General features: G+C 74.1%; 19 protein-coding genes. 15 read left to right on the top strand and 4 right to left on the bottom strand.

Annotated elements, in window-relative coordinates; genetic code table 11:
• The first annotated feature begins 35 nt into the window (after positions 1-35).
• Together H7344_RS13820 and H7344_RS21235 are read left to right on the top strand one after the other, a co-directional pair.
• Positions 36-1,274, top strand: a complete 1,239-nt coding sequence (locus H7344_RS13820; RefSeq protein WP_186346581.1) for a geranylgeranyl reductase family protein — start codon at positions 36-38, stop codon at positions 1,272-1,274.
• Between the two features lie 15 nt (positions 1,275-1,289).
• Positions 1,290-2,198, top strand: a complete 909-nt coding sequence (locus H7344_RS21235) for an NUDIX hydrolase (RefSeq protein ID WP_186346580.1) — start codon at positions 1,290-1,292, stop codon at positions 2,196-2,198.
• 142 nt (positions 2,199-2,340) lie between these two features.
• Here H7344_RS21235 and H7344_RS20730 read toward each other — a convergent pair whose 3' ends face one another.
• Complete coding sequence (locus H7344_RS20730) at positions 2,341-2,463, bottom strand: hypothetical protein (protein ID WP_260989538.1); 123 nt, start codon at positions 2,461-2,463, stop codon at positions 2,341-2,343.
• A 594-nt stretch (positions 2,464-3,057) separates the two neighbouring features.
• On the opposite strand from H7344_RS20730, the gene H7344_RS13810 reads away from it, so the two are divergent.
• From H7344_RS13810 to H7344_RS20270, 8 genes are all read left to right on the top strand, one after another.
• Positions 3,058-4,323 carry a hydroxyacid-oxoacid transhydrogenase gene (locus H7344_RS13810; RefSeq protein ID WP_186346579.1) on the top strand — a complete coding sequence of 422 codons (1,266 nt, stop codon included), beginning with the start codon at positions 3,058-3,060 and terminating at the stop codon, positions 4,321-4,323.
• Positions 4,320-4,820: a DUF1648 domain-containing protein gene (locus H7344_RS13805; RefSeq protein WP_186346578.1), complete on the top strand. Its 501-nt coding sequence runs from the start codon at positions 4,320-4,322 to the stop codon at positions 4,818-4,820. Before H7344_RS13810 ends, H7344_RS13805 begins: the two co-directional genes overlap by 4 nt.
• On the top strand, positions 4,817-7,648 hold the full coding sequence (locus H7344_RS13800; protein ID WP_186346577.1) for an FAD-binding and (Fe-S)-binding domain-containing protein: 2,832 nt from the start codon (positions 4,817-4,819) through the stop codon (positions 7,646-7,648). Before H7344_RS13805 ends, H7344_RS13800 begins: the two co-directional genes overlap by 4 nt.
• Before the next feature lie 82 nt (positions 7,649-7,730).
• A complete protein-coding gene (locus H7344_RS13795; RefSeq protein WP_229706942.1) occupies positions 7,731-8,936 on the top strand; it encodes a class I SAM-dependent methyltransferase in 1,206 nt (401 codons plus the stop codon).
• A gap of 13 nt (positions 8,937-8,949) precedes the next feature.
• Complete coding sequence (locus tag H7344_RS13790) at positions 8,950-9,957, top strand: hypothetical protein (RefSeq protein WP_186346576.1); 1,008 nt, start codon at positions 8,950-8,952, stop codon at positions 9,955-9,957.
• A 41-nt stretch (positions 9,958-9,998) separates the two neighbouring features.
• Positions 9,999-11,003, top strand: a complete 1,005-nt coding sequence (locus tag H7344_RS13785) for a DNA topoisomerase IB (RefSeq protein WP_186346575.1) — start codon at positions 9,999-10,001, stop codon at positions 11,001-11,003.
• A gap of 16 nt (positions 11,004-11,019) precedes the next feature.
• A complete protein-coding gene (locus H7344_RS13780) occupies positions 11,020-11,541 on the top strand; it encodes a macro domain-containing protein (RefSeq protein ID WP_186346574.1) in 522 nt (173 codons plus the stop codon).
• 211 nt (positions 11,542-11,752) lie between these two features.
• A complete protein-coding gene (locus tag H7344_RS20270) occupies positions 11,753-12,283 on the top strand; it encodes a hypothetical protein (RefSeq protein WP_222130651.1) in 531 nt (176 codons plus the stop codon).
• A gap of 220 nt (positions 12,284-12,503) precedes the next feature.
• On the opposite strand, the gene H7344_RS13770 is transcribed toward H7344_RS20270, so the two are convergent.
• Both H7344_RS13770 and serC read right to left on the bottom strand, forming a co-directional pair.
• Positions 12,504-13,790, bottom strand: a complete 1,287-nt coding sequence (locus tag H7344_RS13770) for an HNH endonuclease signature motif containing protein (RefSeq protein WP_186346573.1) — start codon at positions 13,788-13,790, stop codon at positions 12,504-12,506.
• A gap of 173 nt (positions 13,791-13,963) precedes the next feature.
• Positions 13,964-15,109 carry a phosphoserine transaminase gene (gene serC / locus H7344_RS13765; RefSeq protein ID WP_186346572.1) on the bottom strand — a complete coding sequence of 382 codons (1,146 nt, stop codon included), beginning with the start codon at positions 15,107-15,109 and terminating at the stop codon, positions 13,964-13,966.
• A gap of 100 nt (positions 15,110-15,209) precedes the next feature.
• Between serC and H7344_RS13760 the strand changes: the two genes are divergently transcribed.
• From H7344_RS13760 to H7344_RS13750, 4 genes are all read left to right on the top strand, one after another.
• On the top strand, positions 15,210-15,662 hold the full coding sequence (locus tag H7344_RS13760; protein ID WP_186346571.1) for a zinc ribbon domain-containing protein: 453 nt from the start codon (positions 15,210-15,212) through the stop codon (positions 15,660-15,662).
• Complete coding sequence (locus H7344_RS13755) at positions 15,643-16,176, top strand: GNAT family N-acetyltransferase (protein ID WP_229706941.1); 534 nt, start codon at positions 15,643-15,645, stop codon at positions 16,174-16,176. Before H7344_RS13760 ends, H7344_RS13755 begins: the two co-directional genes overlap by 20 nt.
• Before the next feature lie 66 nt (positions 16,177-16,242).
• Positions 16,243-16,368 carry a hypothetical protein gene (locus tag H7344_RS20725; protein ID WP_260989537.1) on the top strand — a complete coding sequence of 42 codons (126 nt, stop codon included), beginning with the start codon at positions 16,243-16,245 and terminating at the stop codon, positions 16,366-16,368.
• A gap of 112 nt (positions 16,369-16,480) precedes the next feature.
• Positions 16,481-17,077, top strand: coding sequence for a hypothetical protein (locus H7344_RS13750; RefSeq protein ID WP_186346570.1), 597 nt, complete (start codon positions 16,481-16,483; stop codon positions 17,075-17,077).
• 15 nt (positions 17,078-17,092) lie between these two features.
• On the opposite strand, the gene H7344_RS13745 is transcribed toward H7344_RS13750, so the two are convergent.
• On the bottom strand, positions 17,093-18,196 hold the full coding sequence (locus H7344_RS13745; protein ID WP_186346569.1) for a citrate synthase 2: 1,104 nt from the start codon (positions 18,194-18,196) through the stop codon (positions 17,093-17,095).
• 79 nt (positions 18,197-18,275) lie between these two features.
• Between H7344_RS13745 and pdxH the strand changes: the two genes are divergently transcribed.
• Complete coding sequence (pdxH, locus tag H7344_RS13740) at positions 18,276-18,953, top strand: pyridoxamine 5'-phosphate oxidase (protein ID WP_186346568.1); 678 nt, start codon at positions 18,276-18,278, stop codon at positions 18,951-18,953.
• Positions 18,954-19,151: the final 198 nt, after the last annotated feature.

Below are 19,151 nucleotides of genomic sequence, written 5' to 3'. Positions count from 1 at the left end.
TCCGGGGACGACCGGTCGGCTGAGAGGATCGGGGCGTGAGCACGACACCGACCCGCACCGACGTCCTCGTGGTCGGCGCCGGACCCGCCGGGTCGGCCGCCGCGGCCTGGGCCGCGCGGGGCGGTGCCGACGTGCTGCTGGTCGACGCGGCGACGTTCCCGCGGGACAAGACCTGCGGCGACGGCCTGACGCCGCGGGCGATCGGCGAGCTGTCGCTCCTGGGGCTCGAGGACTGGCTGCGGGCACACACCGTCAACCAGGGGCTGCGCGCGCACGGCTTCGGCCAGACGCTGCTGCTGCCCTGGCCCGGCGGCAGCCTGCCGGACTGGGGCTCCGCGGTCGCGCGGACCGAGCTCGACGACCACCTGCGGACCACGGCGATCAAATCCGGCGCGCTGGCGATCGACGGCGCGCGGGCCGTCGACGTACGCCGTGACGGCGCGCGGGTGGCGGCGGTCGTGCTGGAGCGTGCGGGGGAGCGGTTCGAGGTCGCCTGCGACCGGCTGGTCGTCGCCGACGGCGTGCGCTCGCCGCTCGGCAAGATGCTGGGGCGGGAGTGGCACCGGGAGACCGTCTACGGCGTGGCCGGCCGCTCCTACGTCGCCTCCGACCTGAGCGACGACCCGTGGATCTCCTCCCACCTCGAGCTGCGCGACGCCGAGGGGGAGGTGTTGAGCGGCTACGGCTGGATCTTCCCGCTCGGCAACGGCGAGGTGAACCTCGGCGTCGGCACCCTGGCCACCGCCAAGCGGCCCGCGAACGTCGCGATCAAGCCGCTCATGGACCACTACGCCGCGCAGCGCCGCGACGACTTCGCGCTGACCGGCGAGCTGCGCGCCAAGACCTCCGCGTTGCTGCCTATGGGTGGCGCCGTGTCGGGGGTCGCGGGCGCCAACTGGGCGCTGATCGGCGACGCCGCCGGCTGCGTGAACCCGCTCAACGGCGAGGGCATCGACTACGGCCTCGAGACCGGCCGGATGGTCGCGGAGGTGATGGCCGAGCACCGGGACCTGTCGACGGTGTGGCCGGGGTTGCTGCGCGAGCACTACGGCGAGGCGTTCTCGGTCGCGCGGCGGCTGGCCGGCTTCGTCACCGTGCCGCGGCTGCTGCCGGCCCTCGGGCCGGTCGGGATGCGCTCGGACGCGCTGATGACCCTCGCGCTGCGCTGGATGGGCAACCTGGTCACCGACGAGGACCGCGACCGCGCGGCGCAGGTGTGGCGGTGGGCGGGGCGCCGCTCGATCGCGCTCGACGCGCGCCCGCCGTTCTCCTGACCGGGGCCGGCCGCCGTGCCTGACCGTCGCCGCCTCCAGCGGCTCGCCGCGTACGCCGTCGTCCTGCGCGACGGCGCGGTGCTGCTCACCCGGCTCTCGGCGCGCGTCAGCCGCGAGGAGGTCTGGACGCTGCCCGGCGGCGGCGTGGACCACGGCGAGGAGCCGCGCGACGCGGTCGTGCGCGAGGTCCGTGAGGAGACCGGGCTCGACGTCACGATCGGCAGGACCGCCTGGGTCCACACCGGCCGGCGCCCCAACGCGCGCTGGAACGGGCGCCGCGTCGACGTGCACTCCGTCCGGCTCGTGTACGACGGCCACGTCCCGGTCGACGCGCCGGCGCCGCGGGTGCTCGAGGTGGACGGGACGACCGCCGACGCGCGGTGGTGGCCGGTCGCCGACGTCGCCTCGGGCCGGGTCCCGGTCACGCCGCTGGTCGCCGAGGCCCTCGCCGCGCACCAGCCGGTGCGGGTGCAGCGCACGGCGGCGTACGCGTTGGTGGTGCAGGGCGACGGGCCGGACGCGGCGGTGCTGCTGAGCCGCGTCTCGGCCAGCGGCTTCCACACCGGCCTGTGGACCCTGCCCGGCGGCGGCGTCGAGCACGGTGAGCCGCCCGCTGTCGCCGCGGCGCGGGAGGTGCGCGAGGAGACCGGCCTCGAGGTGGAGGTCGGGCGGGTGCTGCACGTCGCCGACGAGTCGATCCGCGGTACCGCTCCGAGCGGTCGCGACGAGGAGTTCCACGGCATCCAGCTGGTGTACGCCGCGACGCTCGCCGCCGGCTCGGTCGGCGTCGACCCGGTCGCCGAGGCCGACGGCACCTCCGACGCCGTCGCCTGGGTCCTCGTCGCCGACCTGCTCGCCGACGCCGTCCCTGTCCACCCGCTCGTCCGCGCCGCCCTCGCCTCGGCACAGCACCCGGCCGGCTGAGGAGCGCGCGCCGGCTCGCGGGATCCGGGGCGCGGCGACAACCGCGCAATTGCGCCGAATTGTCGATGTGAAAACGCTTCCAGCCCGATGTTCCGGCGCAATTGAACGATCGTTGACGGCGCCGAGGTGAGTCGGGCTGGGCTCAGAACGCCGCGGCGGCGACCTCGCAGAGGTCGAGCTCGGGGCGCTTCTCGTTGTTGACGACGTGGTAGCTGGAGACGATGAAACGGCGTTCGACGCCGCCGGAGGTGAGGAAGAGGCGCATCATCCCGTTGCGAGGGAGGGAGAAGGGGCCGAGGGTGTCGGTCTCGGGGTCGACGCCGACGGTGACCTCGTCGACCTGGTTCTCGACCGGGCCCTCGGCCTGGACGGTCTCGACGTACGCCCAGGCCTCGGGCGGGGCGCTGCGGACGGCGATCGTCTGGTCGCCCCCCCCCCGGCGCCGGTGCCGAGGGCGTCGGGCTCGCAGCGGACCTCGAGGTCGCCGAGGCCGGGGACGGAGGTGACCTGGGTGGAGCCGCGTCCTCGTGCTCGTCGCTGACCGGGGCGCCACGGGTGCCGAGCCAGCAGTCCTGGTTCAGCGGCAGCCGCACGGTGTTGGCGCCCCAGCGGGCGATCGCGGTCGCTTCGGCGGTGTAGGGGTCCTCGCCGAGCATCGAGTCGAGCGCGGAGTAGCCCCAGCCCTGGGCGCAGGCGTACTCGAAGCTGCTCCAGTTCACGCCCTGCGGCACGAAGGTGCGGTCCGAGCGCGTGTCGACGAGGCGGTTGCCGTCCACGCGGACGTGGGCGGCGCCGGACGCGGGGTCCGCGGGGAGGGCACCGGAGCGTCTCGCCGATCAGCGCGGGCTAGATTGGCCCGGTGTCCGAGACCGTGTTCACCTACGCCGCCCCGGCGCTGAAGTTCGGCCCCGGCGCCTCCGACGAGATCGGCCACGACCTCCAGGGGTACGGCGCCCGGCGGGTGCTCGTCGTGACCGACGCTGGCGTCGCGGCCACCGGTCACCCGGCCCGGATCGCCGACCAGCTCGCCGCCCGCGGCCTCGAGGTGACGACGTACGACGGGGCCCGCGTGGAGCCGACCGACGCGTCCCTGGTGGAGGCGATCGACTTCGCGCGCGACGCCGGGCCCTTCGACGCGATCGTGGCGGTCGGCGGCGGCTCGACGATCGACACCGCCAAGGCGGTCAACCTGCTCACCACCAACCCCGGTGAGCTCATGGACTACGTCAACGCCCCGGTCGGGAAGGCGCAGGCGCCGAGCCAGCCGCTGCTGCCGCTGGTGGCCGTGCCCACCACGACCGGCACCGGCTCGGAGAGCACGACGATCTGCGTGCTCGACGTGCTCGCGCTGCACGTCAAGACCGGCATCAGCCACCCCGCGCTGCGGCCGCGACTCGCCGTGGTCGACCCGCGGCTGACCCTGACCCAGCCGGCGATGGTCACCGCCGCGTCCGGCATGGACATCCTCTGCCACGCGCTGGAGAGCTACACCGCGCGGTGGTACGCCGACTTCGACGCCAAGCGGCCCGAGGAGCGGGTGCCCTACTGCGGTGCCAACCCGGTCGCGGACATGTGGTCCGAGCGGTCGCTCACGCTGCTGGCGGGCGCCTTCCGCACGGCCGTCCGCGACGGCTCCGACACCGCCGCCCGCGAGCAGATGGCCCTGGCCGCGACGTTCGCCGGGCTCGGCTTCGGCAACGCCGGCGTCCACGTGCCGCACGCGAACGCCTACCCGATCGCCGGGCGGGTGCGCGACTACCGGCCTGAGGGCTACCCGGCCGACGAGCCGATCGTCCCGCACGGGATGGCGGTCTCGCTGACGGCGCCCGAGGCGTTCCGGTTCACCTTCGAGGCCGACCCCGAGCGGCACCTGCGCGCCGCGCGGCTGCTCGAGCCCGACGCCGACCTGGGCGCCGGCCCGGACGTCCTGCCCGGCGTGCTCACCCGGCTGATGCGCGACATCGGCATCCCCAACGGCCTGGCCGAGGTGGGGTACGGCGATGCCGACGTCGAGCCGCTCGTCGACGGCGCCCTCAAGCAGCAGCGCCTGCTCGCGACCGCGCCCCGCGAGGTGACCGGCGAGGACCTCGCCGCGGTCTTCCGCGGCTCGATGGAGCACTGGTGACCGCGCGCCGCGCCTACCTCGCCACGCTCGTCTGCTTCGCGCTCGTCCTGGTCGGCTCCGCCTTCGCCCTGCCCGCCGACGTCCCGCTGCACTTCGGCGGGTCCGGTGACCCCGACCGGTGGGGGAGCCGGGCCGAGGCGCTGACGACGATGACGGCCGTCGGCGGCCTGCTCGCCGTCATCCTCGGCGGCACGGCCGCGCTCGTCGACCGGATGCCGCTGACGTACCTCAACGTCCCGCACAAGGAGTGGTGGACCGCCACGCCGGAGCGGGAGACCCGGATGCGCTCGATGATGCGCACCGACCTCTACGCGCTGGCCGCGGCCACCATGCTGTTCCTGGCCGTCGTGGTCCTCGCGACCACGCTCGCCGCCCGCTCCGAGGACCCGGCCCTGGGGCCGTTCTTCTTCGCCGGGCTCGCCTGCTACCTCGTCGTCGTGCTCGGTTGGACCGGGTGGGCGCTGAGCACCCGCTACCGCCGGAGGGACGACGCATGACCGTCACCGAGCCCCACGCCAGCCCTGCGCCCGGCGCTGCGAGCAGCGCCGACCTCCTCGCCGAGCTGCGCCGGCGCGGGGTGACCGACGCCGACGACTCGACGCTGACCCGTGCGCTCTACTCCGCCGACGCCTCGCTCTACCGCGTCGTCCCGCAGGCGGTGGTCCGCCCGCGCGACGCCGACGAGCTGACCGCGGTCGTCGACGTCGCCCGCACGGTCGGTGTGCCGCTGACCATGCGCGGCGCCGGCACCTCGATCGCCGGCAACGCGGTCGGCCGCGGGCTGGTCGTCGACACCGTCAAGCACCTGAACCGGGTGCTCGAGATCGACCCGGAGGCCCGCACGGCGCGGGTCCAGCCGGGCGTCGTGCACCAGGTGCTGCAGAAGGCGGCCGCCCCGCACGGGCTGCGGTTCGGCCCGGACCCCTCGACCCACACCCGCTGCACGATCGGCGGGATGATCGGCAACAACGCCTGCGGCTCGAGGGCGCTCGGCTACGGCCGCACCTCCGACAACGTGGTCGCGATCGACCCGGTCTGGGGCACGGCCGCGGGCGACGTACCGGCCCGGCTGGCGGAGCTGGCCGAGGCGAACCTCGGCCACGTGCGCACCACGTTCGGCCGGTTCTCCCGGCAGGTCAGCGGCTACTCGATGGAGCACCTGCTGCCCGAGCGGCGCTCGGTCGACCGGTTCCTCGCCGGCTCCGAGGGCACCCTCGCGGTGGTCCGCGAGGCGACCGTGCGGCTCGTGGCGGAGACGCCGCGGCAGCTGGTCGTCCTGGGCTACCCGTCGATGGTCGACGCGGCCGAGGCGGTGCCGGCGATCCTCGCCGCCGCCGGACGCCCGGTCGACGCCTCGGTCGGGGTCGAGCGTGGCGGGCTGGTCGCCTGCGAGGGCCTCGACGCCCGCATCGTCGACCTGGTCCGCGCCCGTGGTGGCGGGGTGCCCGACCTGCCGCGCGGCGCCGGCTGGCTCTTCGTCGAGGTCAGCGACCCGGCGCTGCTCGCGCCGGTGGTCGCGGTCGCCGGCGCCCTGGAGTCCCGCGTGGTCGACTCCGCGGCCGAGGCGGCCGCGCTGTGGCGGATCCGCGAGGACGGCGCCGGGCTGGCCGCGCGTTCACTCTCGCGTCCGGCCCACGCGGGTTGGGAGGACGCCGCCGTGCCGCCCGAGCACCTCGGCGCGTGGCTGCGCGACTTCGACGACCTGCTGCGCGAGCACGGGCTCGACGGCGTGCCGTACGGCCACTTCGGCGACGGGTGCGTGCACGTGCGCATCGACTTCCCGTTCACCCCGGGCGGGGGCGGGGACTCCCGCTTCCGCGAGTTCCTCGTGGCGAGCGCGACGCGGCTCGCCCACTACGGCGGCTCGCTGTCCGGCGAGCACGGCGACGGGCGGGCCCGCTCGGAGCTGCTGCCGCTGATGTACGACGCGGAGTCGCTGCGGCTCTTCGGCGCGGTCAAGGCGATCTGCGACCCCGACGGGATCCTCAACCCCGGCGTGCTCGTCGACCCCGACCCGCTCGACGCCGACCTGCGCCCCGAGCAGCCCCGCGCGCAGGTGCGCACCGCGCTGCGGTTCCTCCACGACGAGGGCTCGATGGGCAACGCTGTCCACCGCTGCACCGGCGTCGGTAAGTGCGTCGTGCCGTCGCTGCCCGGCCAGGGCGTGATGTGCCCGTCGTACCTCGCGACGCGCGACGAGAAGGACTCCACCCGCGGCCGCTCGCGGGTGCTTCAGGAGGCGCTCGACGGGTCGCTCGTCGGGGGCCTCGCCGACCCGGCGGTCCACGAGGCGCTCGACCTGTGCCTGTCCTGCAAGGGCTGCGCCTCGGACTGCCCGACCGGTGTCGACATGGCGACCTACAAGTCCGAGACGCTGCACCAGACCTACGCCGGCAGGCGCCGCCCGCTGACCCACTACACGCTCGGCCGGCTGCCGCGGTGGGCCGCGCTCGCCGCTCCGGTCGCTCCTGTGGTCAACCGGATGATGCGCTCGAAGACGCTCGCACGGCTGGCGAAGGCGAGCGCCGGCATCGACCGGCGGCGCTCGATCCCGACGTTCCCGGCGCAGACCCTGCGGAAGGCTGCGGGGAAGGCGGCGGGGAAGGTGGGTCCTGAGGCCGCGGCGCCGGACGTGTGGCTGTGGGCGGACTCCTTCACCGACCACTTCCAGCCGGGCAGCGGGCTGGCGGCGATCCGGTTCCTGGGATCGGCCGGGCTGCGGGTGCGCGTGATCCCGGAGTCCGCGTGCTGCGGCCTGACCTGGATCACCACCGGCCAGCTGGACAAGGCGCGGACCATCGCCGCGCGCACGGCGGCCACGCTGGCGCCGTACGTCGAGAGCGGCGTGCCGGTGCTCGGCGTCGAGCCCTCGTGCCTGGCCTCGCTGCGCAGCGACCTCGCCGAGCTCACCGAGGACCCGCGGGCCGCGGTCGTGGCCGGCGGGGTGCTGACCTTCGCCGAGCTGCTCGAGCGGCTCGACGTCAGGTTGCCCGACCTCAGCGGCATCGAGGTCGTCGCGCAGCCGCACTGCCACCAGTCCGCCGTGCTCGGCTGGGCCGCGGACCAGCGGCTGCTGGAGAAGGCGGGCGCGACCGTCACCCGCGTCCCGGGCTGCTGCGGACTGGCCGGCAACTTCGGCGTCGAGAAGGGGCACTACGAGGTCTCGGTCGCCGTCGCCGAGACGCACCTGCTGCCGGCCGTGCGGGCCAACCCCGCCGCGGTCGTGCTGGCCGACGGGATGTCGTGCAAGATCCAGCTCGACGACCTCGCCGGCGTGCCCGCGCTGCACCTGGCCGAGCTGCTCGCCAGTAGGCTCGAGGAGTGAACCCGCGCCACCGCAGACTCGTCATCCCGGTCGCGCTGGCCGCCCTCCTGGTCATCGTCGTCGTCTCGGCGGTGGTGAACCGGTGAGCGAGCCGCTGCTGCGCGTGCTGGCCCGGATGCGCGGCCACCTGCTCGACCCCGACACGCTCGTCAAGGCCGTCGCGTCGGGCAGGCAGAAGGGCCAGCAGCCGCGCTGGCGCCGGGCCGAGCTGCGCTACGTCGACATCAAGGCCGGGCGCCACCTCCAGGTCGTGACGTACGACGCCACCCAGGCCCACACCGCGAACCACTCCGGCGACGCCGCGCGCGACGCCGTCGACGAGCTGCTCGACGAGCCGTTCGGCAACTGGCACGTCGAGACGACCACCGAGTCCCACCAGGTGCGCGTCACCAAGAAGCTCGAGGCCGTCGTGCACACCACCGCGCGGACCGAGGAGGTCGAGCCCGACCGCGGCCACGACCGGGACAAGCAGCGGCTGCTGCCCGAGGACGACCCGGTCTTCAAGGCGCTCGGGCTGGCCGACGCGGAGGGCCGGCTCAAGCCGAGCCGGCACGCGAAGCTGCGCCAGGTAGAGGAGTTCCTCCGCCTGCTCGACTCCTCGGTCACCGACGCGGTGGACAAGGGCCACCTGCGCCGGCCGACCGCCGAGGAGCCGCTGCGGATCGCCGACCTCGGCTGCGGCAACGCCTACCTGACTTTCACCGCCCAGCGCTACCTCGCCGAGGTCCGCGGCCTGCCCGTCGTCGTCACCGGCGTCGACGTCAAGGAGCAGTCGCGCGAGCACAACAGCGCTGTGGCCGCCGAGCTCGGCGTGCACGCGGAGTTCGTCGTCGGCTCGATCGCCGGCGCGCAGCTCGACCCCGTCCCCGAGGTGGTGCTCGCGCTGCACGCCTGCGACACCGCGACCGACGAGGCGCTCGCCCGCGCCGTCGAGTGGGGTGCGCAGCTCGTGCTCGCCGCGCCCTGCTGCCACCACGACATCGCCGCCCAGCTGCGCCGCTCGCCGACCCCGGCGCCCTACGCGCTCCTCACCCGGCACGGCATCCTGCGCGAGCGGCTCGCCGACACGCTCACCGACGGCCTGCGCGCCGCGCTGATGCGGATGCAGGGCTACAAGGTCGACGTCGTCCAGTTCGTGGAGTCCCAGCACACCCCGCGCAACACCATGCTCCGCGCCACCCGCACCGGCTCGCCGGTCAAGGGCGGCGGCGTGCGCAAGGAGTACGACGAGCTGGTCACCACCTGGGGCATCCGCCCGAAGCTCGCCGAGCTGCTCGGGCTGGTCTGATGGGTCCGGCCTGATGCCGGAGCGGGGCCCGCTGCTCGAGCGGGCGCTGCTCGCGGCGACCGCCGTGCCGTTCCTCCTCGCCGCCGCGGCCGCCCCGGCCGGCGCCGACGGGCAGGTGGTCTTCCGGTTCACCGACCGCGAGATCGTCGAGTCCAGCGGGCTGGCCGTCGTCGACGGGCTCTTCGTGACCGTCAACGACTCGGGGGACACCGGCCGCGTGTTCACGGTGGACCCCGCCACCGGGGACACCGTGGGCGTCACCACGTGGGCCGAGGAACCGGTCGACGTCGAGGCGGTGGCGCCGGCCGGCGACGGCTCGGTGTGGGTCGGCGACATCGGCGACAACCCCCGCGCCCGGGACTCGGTCGCGGTCGCCCGCGTGCCGGTGGGGCGTGAGGACCGGGACGTCACCGGCGACGCCGACGTGGCGGCGTACGCGTTGGTGCATCCGGACGGCCCGCAGGACGCCGAGTCGCTCCTGGTCGAGCCGGGGACGGGGCGGCTGGTCGTGGTGAGCAAGACGATCTTCGGCGCCGAGGTGCTGGTGGCCCCCGAGCGGCTGGACCCCGACGCGCCGAACGAGCTCGAGCCGGTGGGCGCGGCGCTGCCGGTCGCGACCGACGGGGCGTTCTTCCCCGACGGGCGGCACCTCGTGCTGCGCGACTACTCGCGGGCGGTCGTCTACACCTGGCCGGACCTGGCCGTCGTCGGCGAGGTGCGCCTGCCCGAGCAGCAGCAGGGGGAGGGGATCGCGGTCGACCGCCGCGGCCGGGTGTTCGTCAGCAGCGAGGGCGTCGAGGCGCCGGTGCTGCGGATCGACCTGCCGGCCGACCTGCGCGCCGCGATGGCCCCGGACGCGCCCACGCCCGACCCGTCCACCAACCCCGACGCCGGCGACGGTCTCGGCGTCGACCTGACCGCCGTCGACGAGGCGGAGCGGCCGGAGTGGCCGTGGTTCCTCGGCGGGTTCCTCGCGCTCGGCGTGCTGCTCGCGCTGCTGCGGTCGCTGCGGCCGCGCTAGACCCGCGTTTGCCGGGGGTTCGCCGGGGACACCGCTGCGGCATGCCCCGCCTGCGTCGTACCTCGCCGGATCAGCCCGGCTGGACGCGCCGCCGAGCGGGCAAGGGCTGGGTCTACCTCGACCAGCACGGCCAGCGGCTGCCCGACGAGGCGGTCGAGCGGATCCGCGACCTGGTGATCCCGCCGGCGTGGAAGGACGTCTGGATCACGCCGTACGACAACGGCCACCTGCAGGCCGTCGGCACCGACGACGCCGGGCGGCGGCAGTACCTCTACCACCAGGCCTGGCGCGAGCGGCGGGACGCGGAGAAGTTCGCACGGATGGAGGAGTTCGGCGCTGCGCTGACCCGCGCCCGCGAGCTCGTGGTCGCCGACCTCGGCCGGGAGGGGATGCCGCTGGAGCGGGCGTGCGCGGCGGCCGTGCGGCTGCTGGACCTGGGCTACTTCCGGATCGGCAACGACGTGTACGCCGACACCAACGGCAGCTTCGGGCTCACCACCCTGGAGCGGCGGCACGTGCGGCGCCAGCAGGACCGGCTGGTGTTCGCGTTCGTCGGCAAGTCCGGCGTGCAGCACCGCATCGAGATCGACGACGCGATCGTCATCGAGACGATCGAGGCGATGCGGCGCCGTCGTGGCGGGCCGGGCCGGCTGCTGTCGTACAAGGAGGGGCGGTCCTGGCGCGACGTGCTGCCCGCGCTGGTCAACGAGTACGTCCGGTCCTCGACCGGCCTCGAGGCGACCGCGAAGGACTTCCGCACCTGGCACGCCACCGTGCTGGCCGCCGCCGCGCTCGCGAAGACCGCCGAGCACGGGGAGAGCAAGGCGTCGCGGAAGCGGGCGGTCTCGGGCGCGATGAAGGAGGTGTCGTCGTTCCTCGGCAACACCCCCACGCTGGCGCGGTCGTCGTACGTCGACCCGCGGGTCGTCGAGGCCTACGAGGGAGGTCGGACCATCCGGGAGACCACCTCGCGGGAGTACGACAGCCCCGACGAGCGGCAGGCCGCGCTCGAGCGCGCCACCCTGGACCTGATCCGGGGAGACTGACGGCAGAGTCGTGCGCATGCGGATCACCGTCGTCGAGGGCGACATCACCAGCCAGGACGTCGACGCGGTCGTCAACGCCGCCAACCGGGGGATGCGCGGCGGCAGCGGTGTCGACGGCGCCATCCACGCAGCCGGCGCGCCGGAAGTCCTCGAGGACTGCCGCCGGCGCTTCCCGCACGGGCTCGCCACCGGGGATGCCGGGTGGACCACCGCCGGCCGGATGGCCGCCCGCTGGGTCATCCACGTCGTCGGCCCGAACCGCCACGCCGGTGAGACCGACCGCTCGCTGCTCACCTCCTGCTACCGCCGGGCCCTGGAGGTCGCCGACGAGCTCGGCGCCCGCTCGGTCGCCTTCCCCCTCGTCTCCGCCGGCGTCTACGGCTGGTCGCGCGAGGAGTCCGTCGACGCCGCTCTCGAGGTCTTCCGCTCCGCCGACACCGCCGACACCGGGGTCGACGAGGCCCGCTTCGTCGCCTTCGGCCGCTCGGCCCACGAGCTGGTCCGGTCGAGGGTGGAGTCCCCGGGCGGCCCTGGCTGAGGTGCACCTCGGCGCGTCCGTCCGCTTGTCGCCTCTTGGCCGCCGGGGCTGCTCCGGCGTTCCGGTGCCGGGCAGCAGAAGAACTGGTGGTCCCGGCACGACACGGGCCGTCCTTCCTCTCGCGCGCCGCGGGCATGGTGCTAGACCATGGCTCGTGGCCCTTGTCCCGTGCAGCGACGTGTCTCCCGCCGCTTGGATCACGGGCAGTGACGTGCCGTGGTACCAGCTCGTGACCCTCGGGCCGCAGGCGTTCCGGGCCTACGCGCGGCTGCGGTTTCTGCCCGACCCGACTGCGCCGGGGCAGAAGGAGCCCGGCGGCGTACTTGGTCCCAATGCCCCCAGCGAGAACGATGTGCTGGCCCTTGCGCTGGCAGCCCTCGGCGAGCACACTCACGCCGCCGGCGACCTGTACTTCTGCATGTGGGACGGCTGGGGCACTCCTCCCGCACTACGCGGCATGCCGATGGTGACGGTGCCGCACCGCTCCTACTTCTTGTACAGCGGCGCGCTGGCGGACTTCGCCGACTGGGACTCGCCACGCATGGCGGGCATCACTCCGGGCAGGGTGCCGCCACCAGCGTTCATCTGGCCGGCGGATCACGCTTGGTGCATCGCACTCGATGTCGATCCGCACTACGCAGGGGTCGGCGCCGCTCCCGAGGCCGTCGCCCAGCTGGTAGCGCATCCGGCCCTCGATGTCGTTCCCGCTGACCCCACCGAGCGACAGCCGGACTACACGTGATCACGCACGATCCCGTCGAAGAGCTCGGGGTCGTGGCCGAGGGCGCAGGCCGCAGCGCCGTGACCCAGCGATCCACCGGAACAGTACGAGGCGGTCCGGCGGCCTGAGCGTGGCAGACCGCCGTGCGGGGCGCAGCGCGACGGGAACGGAAGCACGGTCTCGTCGAGGCGTGCCGGTGGCCCGCCGGCTGGGTGCTTCGGCGGGGTGTGGGGCGGGGTGGCTAGTGCTCGGATGGGTCGGTGTCGTGGTCGACGGTGCCGTGGTGGTCGACGGTGTAGGTGACGCCGGAGGGGCTGGTCCAGTGGTAGCTGCCGGGGCTGGGTGAGGAGTGTCGCCAGCCGCCGTGGGTCTTGGCTCGGTGGTGGCGTCTGCAGAGGGGGCCGATGTTCTCGGTGGCTGTTGGTCCGCCGTTGCGATAGGGCGTGGCGTGGTCGTCGTCGACCTTGGAGTGTTGGAAGGCGGGGCGGGTGCACCAGGGGAAGACGCAGTGGTGGTCGCGGAGCCGGGTCTGCTCGGAGAGGCGGTCGGGGACCTCGTAGGCCTCGACGTGGATGCGTTCGGCCAGGTCGATGACCGGCTTGATCGTCATCTTGGCGGCGCGGGTGCACCACTCGGCGAGCTGGCCGGTGAGGACGAACCCGCGGACGTTCTCGACCCGGACGACCTGGTCCAGCGACCCGTCGGGGTGCTGGTGGACGTGGACGACCATCGGTTTGGGGTCGGTGTCGAACTCCAGGACAAGCTGGCGGCGGGCCATGTCACCGAGCGCGGTGGCCCGTCGCGACCCTTCGACCTCTTTCGAGCCGAGCGCGGCGAGGCGGTCGGCACCCTTCGCGAGGGCGTCCTCGAGGTCGAGGGCATCGGCCAGGTCGAGGGTGGCCCAGACGTCGACGTGGCCGTCGAAGGACACCTGCCGGGTCTGCACGGTGACGTGGCGGGCTTCGGTGCGTTCGAACCGGATCCGCTCAGCCTCGTCGGGGTCGAACCGCACCAGCGCCTCATCGACGAGGCGGCCGAGCGCGGCGGGGCTGATCGACGCGACGAACTGGGCGACGTGGGTGTCGACGAACCGTGCGCCCGCCTTCGGCAGCGGGAGGGTCTTGCGGGCGATCGTCCGGGCCTTCCAGGCGGGGAGGTCGCCGCCGGTGACCTTCGCCCAGACCTTCGGGAGCCGGTAGCGCAGCTCGAGCGCCTCGGACAGGTAGGCGCGGCCGGCGTCGAGGGACTTCCCGAGTGCCGCGGCGAGCTCGACGACCGCGAACTCCGTCACCAGGGGCGCGCCGTCGCCGGCGAGGCCGACGGGCTGGTCGCCGAAGCCCTGCATCGTCGCCCACGACGCCGACTCCGCCAGGGACTCGGCGGGGTGCAGCGCGCACCACTCGACCGCCGCCTGCAGGACGCGGACCTCGGCGGCGTCGGCCTCGCGCTGGCTGGCCCGCGCGGCCGCGAGGACCAGTGCTGGGTCGTCCAGCGGGGTCTCGGGTGTCGCGAGGTGGGCCAGCGTCATGGTCTCATTCTACTCGAATGTGTGTTCGAGTAACAGGTTTGATCGCGGCGTTGTTGATCGGTCCGGCGGGTCTCGAGACGGCCGTGGCCGGCCTCCTTGACCAGCCGTAGGTCGGACGCGGCGAGCGAGCCACGGCGTACCTCGTCCGCATTGCTGCCGGCGGGCCTCGCTGGTCAACCGGCGAGGCGGTCGAGGACCCAGTCGATGGAGGCGGTGAGGGCTTCGACGTCGGCGGGGTCGACGGCGGGGTACATCGCGATGCGGAGCTGGTTGCGGCCGAGCTTGCGGTAGGGCTCGGTGTCGACGATGCCGTTGGCGCGGAGTACCGCGGCGAGGCGGGCGGCGTCGACCTGGGGCTCGAAGTCGATGGTGCCGATGACGAGCGAGCGGTGGGCCGGCTCGGCGACGTACGGGAAGGCGAGCGGGGACGCCTCGGCCCAGGAGTAGAGGGCGGTCGAGGAGGCGGTGGTGCGCTCGACCATGCCGGCGAGGCCGCCGTTGGCGAGCATCCAGTCCAGCTGCTCGGCCATGAGGAAGAGCGTGGCGACCGAGGGGGTGTTGTAGGTCTGGTCCTTGGCAGACTGCTCGATCGCGGTGGGCAGGTCGAAGAACGCCGGCACGTGCCGGTCCGAGGCGCCGATGCGGGCGGCGCGCTCCAGGGCGGCGGGGGAGAGGACGGCGAGCCACAGGCCGCCGTCGGAGGCGAAGCACTTCTGCGGCGCGAAGTAGTAGGCGTCGACCTCCCTCAGGTCGACCGGCAGGCCGCCGGCGCCGGAGGTCGCATCGACGAGCACGAGCGCGTCGTCCGCCGAGGTGCCGGCGGGGCGGACGACGGGAGCCATGACGGCCGTGGAGGTCTCGTTCTGCGCCCAGGCGTAGACGTCGACCCCGTCCTCGGCGACGGCGACGGGCAGCGAGCCCGGCTCCGCGCGGACGATGCTGGGCTCCTCGAGCCACGGGGCGGCGGCCGCCGCGGTGGCGAACTTCTGCGAGAACTCGCCGAAGACCAGGTGCTGGCTGCGCCGCTCGACCAGGCCGTACGTCGCCGCGTCCCAGAACGCCGTGGCGCCTCCGTTGCCGAGCACCACCTGGTGCCCCTCGGGCATCGAGAACAGCTCGGCCAGCCCCTCGCGCACCCGGCGCACGACCGCCCGCACCGGCTCCTGGCGGTGAGAGGTGCCCATCAGCGAGGTGCCGGTGGCCGCCAGCGCGGCGAGGTGCTCAGGCTGGACCTTGGACGGTCCCGCGCCGAAGCGGCCGTCCCGGGGCAGCAGGTCGGCCGGGATCCGGAGCGAGGTCTCGAGGTCCGCGTCGGTCATGAACTGCCTTCCAGGTGGGTAGGAGTGGCTCCCTGACGACGCTGTCAGCGCCCCTCAAGTCTGGCAGCAGCGTCTCGGCAACACGGAATCGGAGGACTCCATGAGCGGACCCACGCCCCAGCCCGGCCTGCGCAACCAGGCGGGCGCCCGCACGTTCTTCCGGGTCGCCGGGGCGGTCCTCGCGCCGGTCGGCATCGCCACCTGCCTCTACGGCTTCGTCTCGTTCGTCCGCTACGACGGCGACGGCGACCCGCTCGGTCAGATGGGCCTGTTCCTGGGCGGCTTCCTGGTCTTCGCGATCGGCGGCATGTTCCTCAACCTGGGCTTCGCCGGGGTGGCCGCGCGCTACGGCGCGGGCGAGACGATGCCGGTCGCGAAGGACTCGGCGTCGTACCTGTCCGACGGGCGCGGGATCATGGGTGCCGGCCGCACCGTCGACGACGGCTCGCACGCCCGCGAGGCCACGGCGGCCGGCCCGTACTGCCGCTCCTGCGGCGTGCGCAACGACGCGGAGGCGAGGTTCTGTGACAACTGTGGAGGTTCGCTCGCCTGAGGCGGGTGGCGGCGGCCTGCAGGTCGTGCGCGTCGACTACGGCCACCCGGACGCCGTCGCGCTGATCGAGCAGGTCCAGGAGGAGTACGTCGCCCGCTACGGCGGCCGCGACGAGTCGCCGGTCGACCCGGCGATGTTCGTGCCGCCGGACGGCAGCTTCTTCGTCGGGTACGTCGGCGGCACCGCCGTCGCGACCGGCGCCTGGCGCCGCTCCGACGTCGAGGCGCTCGGCACCGCGGTGACGGCCGAGGTCAAGCGGATGTACGTCGTGCCCGCCGCGCAGCGCCGGGGTCACGCCCGCCGGATGCTGGCGCACCTGGAGACGACCGCGGCCGCGGCCGGCTACGAGGCGCTCGTGCTCGAGACCGGACTGCGCCAGCCGGAGGCGATGACGCTCTACGCGTCGGCCGGCTACGAGCCCATCCCGGGCTTCGGCTACTACAAGGACGCCCCGCTCTCGCGCTGCTTCGCCAAGCGGCTGGTGCCCGCGGCGGGCCAGACCCCGCCGGGATAGACCACTGCCACCGCGCACCCCGATCCGCGGGCGGCGCGGGCCCGGAGGAGGCACCATCGAGCGGTGATGCTCGACGACCCCCACCAGGTCGTGGTGCGCGTGCTGGTGGCCGACCGCGGGCGGTGGCGCTTCGAGCTGTTCAGCGGCCCCCAGGCCGCGGTGCTGACGCCGCTGCGGCTGGTCGGCGGCTAGGCGCGCGAACGGTCCGGCACCGCATGGCCCGGACCGGTGGTCCCTCCGGACGATCGGCCAGCGTGCGGCCGAACCGGTCCGGCCGGCCCGGCGGCGTACCTAGCCTCGTGCGGTGCTCTCCCTGCTCCGCCGCCTGCTCCTGCCGCTCCTCGCGACCGTCCTGCTCCTCACCGCCCTGCTCACCACCCTGCTCACCACCCTGGCGACGTCACCGGCGTCGGCCGCGATCGAGGACTACGCGTCCTACCAGCCGCAGACGCGGTGCTCGCCGGCCGCGAAGCCGGGCACCGTCGCCCTCGGTCGCTGGCTGGTGAAGAAGTACGGCGGGTCCTACGGCGGCGTCTCGCGCAGCTGCGGCAGCGGGACGTCGGAGCACGCCGAGGGCCGGGCGTTCGACTGGACCCTCGACGCCCGCCGGAAGGCCGACCGCCGCACCGCCCGGGCGTTCCTCCGCGACGTGCGGGCCACCGACGGCAAGGGCCGCGAGGACGCGAAGGCCCGCCGGATGGGGATCATGTACCTCATCTGGGACGACCGGATGTACGCCGCGTGGAACGGCTTCGAGCCTGAGCCCTACCTCAGCTCCTCGTGCCGCAAGCGCGCGAAGTGCTCGGTCACGCTGCGGCACCGCGACCACCTGCACGTCTCGCTGACGCGCAAGGGTGGCCGCGGCGCGACGTCGTGGTACGCGGGGCGCCTCGCCGGCTGAAGGACCGGCAGCGGGCTACTTCGCCCAGTCGGCGTTCCAGCCCTCGATCTCCTCGGGGCCACGCGAGCCGGGGCCTGTGTAGACGGCCGAGGGACGGATCAGCCGGCCGGTGCGCTTCTGCTCGAGGATGTGCGCCGACCAGCCGCCGGTGCGAGCGCAGGTGAACATCGAGGTGAACATGTTCGCCGGCACCTCGGCGAAGTCGAGGACGATCGCGGCCCAGAACTCGACGTTCGTCTCCAGCACGCGGTCCGGGCGGCGCTCGCGCAGCTCGGCCAGCGCGGCCTTCTCGAGCGCCTCGGCGACCTCGTAGCGCGGCGCGTCGAGCTCGCGCGCGGTGCGGCGCAGCACGCGGGCGCGGGGGTCCTCGGCCCGGTAGACGCGGTGGCCGAAGCCCATGAGCCGCTCGCCCTTGTCGAGCAGGCCCTTGACGTACGCTTCTGCGTCGCCGGACTCCTCGACGTCGCTGATCATGCCGAGCACGCGCGAGGGGGCGCCGCCGTGCAGCGGGCCCGACATCGCGCCGATCGCGCCGGAGAACGCCGCCGCCACGTCGGCACCGGTGGAGGTGATGACGCGCGCGGTGAAGGTCGAGGCGTTCATGCCGTGCTCGGCCGCGGAGGACCAGTAGGCGTCGATCGCCTTGACGTGCTTGGGGTCGGCCTCGCCCTTCCAGCGGATGAGGAACTTCTCCGCCAGCGTCGCGCCCTCGTCGACCACCGACTGCGGGACGACCGGCTGGTGCAGCCCACGCGCGGACTGCGCGGCGTACGACAGCACCATGACGGCGACGCGGGAGAGGTCCGCACGCGCCTGCTCGTCGCTGATGTCGTAGGTCTGGCGGAAGCCGAAGGCCGGCGCGAGCATCGCGATCGCGGCCTGGACGTCGACGCGGACGTCGCCGGTGTGCACGGGGATGTTGTAGGCCTCGGCCGGCGGCAGGCCGGGCGTGAAGGCGCCGTCGATGAGCAGGCCCCAGACGTTCTCGAACGGCACGCGGCCGACGATGTCCTCGATGTCGACGCCGCGGTAGCGCAGCGCCGAGCCCTCTTTGTCGGGCTCCGCGATCTCCGTCTCGAAGGCGACGACGCCCTCGAGCCCGTGGTGCACGTCCACCATCGTCCTGACTCCCTCGTCTCACGGCACCCGCCCGGACGGGCGGCCCCGCGCATTCTGTACCCATCCCTAGGCTGGCGGCATGGCCGACCCCGCCCCGGACGGAGCCCGCGACGCGCTGGACCTCCGCAGCCTCCGCCACGAGTACGCCGCCGCCGGGCTCGCCGAGGGCGACCTCGCGCCGGACCCGATCACGATGTTCCGTCGGTGGTTCGCCGAGGTCGAGGACGTCGTGCACGAGCCGAACGCGATGGTCGTCGCGACCGTCTCGGCCGAGGGCCGCCCCTCCTCGCGGATGGTGCTGCTCAAGGGGCTCGACGAGCGCGGCTTCGTGTTCTTCACCAACACCCGCTCGCGCAAGGGCACCGAGCTCGCCGCCAACCCGCACTGCGCGCTGCTCTTCCCGTGGCACCCGCTGGAGCGGCAGGTCCGCGTCGACGGGGTCGCCGAGCCGCTGTCGCGCGAGGCCGTCGCCGACTACTTCGCGGTCCGGCCGCGCGGCTCGCAGCTGGGCGCCTGGGCGTCGCACCAGTCCCGCCCGGTCGCCGGCCGCGACGAGCTCGCCGTGGCGTACGACGAGGTCGAGCGGCGCTTCGCCGACGTGCCCGACGGCGAGCTGCCGGTGCCCGAGGAGTGGGGCGGGTACGTCGTGCGGCCCGACGCCGTGGAGTTCTGGCAGGGTCGCCCGGGGCGGATGCACGACCGGCTGGTCTACGCCCGGTCGGGTGACGCGTGGACGACGCAGCGGCTGGCGCCGTAGCTCGGCCCCTTAATCCCTTGAGCACGCCCCGGCCGCGACCTACCGTGGCAGCACACGGGAAAGGAGGTGGTCCGAAGAATGAGTTCTTCTTGGACGCGTGAGGTGGCTGCCCGCTAGCAGCCCCAGCAGGACGACGGGGCGGCACCGCCCCTGAACGCTGCTGGCGAATCCCAAGCAGCTGCCCGACCCCCAGGTGAA

The sequence above is a fragment of the Nocardioides deserti genome, assembly GCF_014266025.1.
Lineage (GTDB): Bacteria > Actinomycetota > Actinomycetes > Propionibacteriales > Nocardioidaceae > Nocardioides > Nocardioides deserti.
This window is presented reverse-complemented; position numbering and strand designations above follow the sequence as displayed.

Bases quoted from the DNA above. Each gene is read 5' to 3' on its own strand.
- H7344_RS13745 (WP_186346569.1), bottom strand. From the start codon at position 18,196: ATGGTGGACGTGCACCACGGGCTCGAGGGCGTCGTCGCCTTCGAGACG.
- H7344_RS13790 (WP_186346576.1), top strand. From the start codon at position 8,950: ATGCCGGAGCGGGGCCCGCTGCTCGAGCGGGCGCTGCTCGCGGCGACC.
- H7344_RS13780 (WP_186346574.1), top strand. From the start codon at position 11,020: ATGCGGATCACCGTCGTCGAGGGCGACATCACCAGCCAGGACGTCGAC.
- serC (WP_186346572.1), bottom strand. From the start codon at position 15,109: ATGACCGACGCGGACCTCGAGACCTCGCTCCGGATCCCGGCCGACCTG.
- H7344_RS13785 (WP_186346575.1), top strand. From the start codon at position 9,999: ATGCCCCGCCTGCGTCGTACCTCGCCGGATCAGCCCGGCTGGACGCGC.
- pdxH (WP_186346568.1), top strand. From the start codon at position 18,276: ATGGCCGACCCCGCCCCGGACGGAGCCCGCGACGCGCTGGACCTCCGC.
- H7344_RS20730 (WP_260989538.1), bottom strand. From the start codon at position 2,463: ATGCGCCTCTTCCTCACCTCCGGCGGCGTCGAACGCCGTTTCATCGTC.
- H7344_RS13770 (WP_186346573.1), bottom strand. From the start codon at position 13,790: ATGACGCTGGCCCACCTCGCGACACCCGAGACCCCGCTGGACGACCCA.
- H7344_RS20725 (WP_260989537.1), top strand. From the start codon at position 16,243: ATGCTCGACGACCCCCACCAGGTCGTGGTGCGCGTGCTGGTGGCCGAC.
- H7344_RS13760 (WP_186346571.1), top strand. From the start codon at position 15,210: ATGAGCGGACCCACGCCCCAGCCCGGCCTGCGCAACCAGGCGGGCGCC.
- H7344_RS13800 (WP_186346577.1), top strand. From the start codon at position 4,817: ATGACCGTCACCGAGCCCCACGCCAGCCCTGCGCCCGGCGCTGCGAGC.